The sequence below is a fragment of the Stenotrophomonas sp. YIM B06876 genome (assembly GCF_030711595.1).
Lineage (GTDB): Bacteria > Pseudomonadota > Gammaproteobacteria > Xanthomonadales > Xanthomonadaceae > Stenotrophomonas.
Genome location: NZ_JAUJUJ010000115.1, coordinates 1 through 2,406 on the forward strand (window position 1 = coordinate 1; position 2,406 = coordinate 2,406).

Here is a 2,406-nt window from a genome sequence, read left to right on the forward strand (position 1 = left end):
CAGGGCGTGATCTGGAACATTGATTCTTTCGACCAATGGGGCGTCGAGCTCGGCAAGGTGCTGGCGCGGCAGACCGCCGCCGAACTGGCCAGTGCCGGCGCGCCCGCGTTGGCCCACGACAGCTCGACCAACACGCTCATGCGCCGCTACCAGCAACTGCGCAAGGAATCCCCATGACCCCTGGCGACGAACAAACCCTCGACCTGCTGTGCATCAACACCCTGCGCACCCTGGCCATGGACATGGTGCAGAAGGCGAACTCCGGCCACCCGGGCACGCCCATGGGGGCTGCGCCGACCGCCTACTGCCTGTGGCAACGCTTCCTGCGCTACGACCCGGGCGCGCCCGCCTGGCCCAACCGCGACCGCTTCGTACTGTCTGCCGGCCACGCCTCGGCACTGCTTTACGGACTGCTTTATCTGAGCAACGTGAAGGCTGCGGAAGGCGGCGGCGCCGATCAGGCGGTCTCGATGGCCGATCTGCAGAGCTTTCGCCAGGCGGGCAGCCGCTGCACCGGCCACCCCGAGCATGGCTGGACGGCGGGGGTCGAGACCACCACCGGGCCACTGGGCCAGGGCGTGGCCACCAGCGTGGGTATGGCCGTCGCGCAAGCCTGGCTGGCCGCCACCTACAACCGTCCCGGTTTCACCCTGTTCGATCACAGGGTCGTCGCGCTGGCCAGCGACGGGGACATGATGGAAGGCGTCAGCGCCGAGGCCGCTTCGCTCGCCGGCCACCTGCGGCTGGCCCAGCTGTGCTGGATCTACGACTGCAACCACATCAGCATCGAAGGCTCGACGGCGCTCACCTTCACCGAAGACCTTGGCGCACGCTTTGAGGCCTATGGCTGGCGGGTGCTGCAGGTCGCAGATGCCAATGACATCGCACTGCTCACGGGCAGCCTGCAGCTGTGTTTCGATACATCGGACCGCCCCACGCTGGTCATCGTGCAGAGCCACATCGGCTACGGCGCACCGCACAAGCAGGACACCAGGGAAGCGCACGGCGAACCGCTTGGCGCAGAAGAGGTGCGCCTGGCCAAGCAGTTCTACGGCTTCGACCCGGACGCGCAATTCGCCGTACCCGAAGGCGTGCAGGCGCATTTCAGCGCGCACTTCGGCCAGCGCGGCGCCAGAGCGCATGCCGCCTGGCAAGACCTGCTCACAGCGTACCGGGCACAGTACCCGGACCTTGCCGAACAGCTCGATGCCATGCAAAGCCGCAGCCTGCCCGGCGGCTGGGATGGCGCGCTGCCGAGTTTCCAGGCCGATGCCAAAGGCCTGGCCACGCGGGACGCATCGGGCCAGGTGCTCAACGCCATTGCCGCACAGGTGCCATGGCTGCTGGGCGGCGCCGCTGATTTGTCCCCGTCGACGAAAACGCAGTTGGGCTTTGAATTTGCGGGCGTTTTCGAGCCTCCCGGCAATGTGGAAGGCGCAAGCGACCGTGGCGGCTACGCCGGACGAAACTTTCATTTCGGCATACGCGAGCATGCGATGTGCGCCGTCGCCAGCGGCATGGCGCTGTCGGGGCTGCGCCCGTTCGCGGCCAGCTTTTTCGTCTTCACCGACTACTGCCGCGGCGCGATCCGGCTGGCCACCATGATGGGCTTGCCGGTCATCTACGTCTGGACCCACGACTCGATCGCCATGGGGGAGGACGGCCCCACGCACCAGCCGATCGAGCAACTGGCGTCATTTCGCGCCATGCCCGGCATGGTGTTGCTGCGCCCCGCCGATGCCAACGAAGTGGTCGAAGCCTGGCGCGTGGTGATGCAGCTCCAGGACCGGCCGGCCAGCCTGGTGCTCTCGCGCCAGGCCTTGCCCACGCTGGACCGCAGTCGATACGCCAGTGCCGCCGGCCTGGCACGCGGCGCCTATGTGCTCGCGGATGCCGCCGACGGCCGGCCAGACGTGCTGCTGCTGGGCAGCGGCAGCGAGGTGGCGCTGTGCATCGCCGCGTACGAGCAGCTCCAGAGCGAAGGCGTGCAGGCCCGCGTCGTCAGCATGCCGTCGTGGGATCTGTTCGAGCGCCAGGACGAGGCCTACCGCGAGAGCGTGCTGCCCGAGTCCGTACGGGCGCGCGTCTCGGTCGAGGCGGCTTCCGCCCTGGGCTGGGAGCGTTATGTGGGCCGGCACGGGGCGATCATCGCGATGCGCTCGTTCGGGCTGTCGGCGCCGGGCAAGGTGGTGCAAACCCATTTTGGTTTCGACGCTGCGCACGTCGCCGCCGCCGCCCGGCAGCAGTTGGCCCGGCATGTCACCCGCAGTGAGGACGCACCATGAGCCCCCATACCAGCCCCCTGGCCGGACAGCCAGCCCCACCGTCCTCGCTGATCGACGTGGACAAGCTCACCGCAGCTTATTTTTCAGAGCGGCCCGACCCCACGGTGGCGGCGCAGCGCGT

Annotated in this window: 2 protein-coding genes; both read left to right on the forward strand. The window is 68.2% G+C overall.

Annotation, left to right across the window (positions count from 1 at the left end; genetic code table 11):
- Window positions 1–6: 6 nt before the first annotated feature.
- Window positions 7–177, forward strand: coding sequence for a hypothetical protein (locus QZH66_RS15130; protein WP_345783855.1), 171 nt, complete (start codon window positions 7–9; stop codon window positions 175–177).
- On the forward strand, window positions 174–2,285 hold the full coding sequence (gene tkt / locus QZH66_RS15135) for a transketolase (RefSeq protein WP_305806740.1): 2,112 nt from the start codon (window positions 174–176) through the stop codon (window positions 2,283–2,285). The genes QZH66_RS15130 and tkt overlap by 4 nt, the downstream gene beginning before the upstream one ends.
- The last annotated feature ends 121 nt before the right edge of the window (window positions 2,286–2,406 follow it).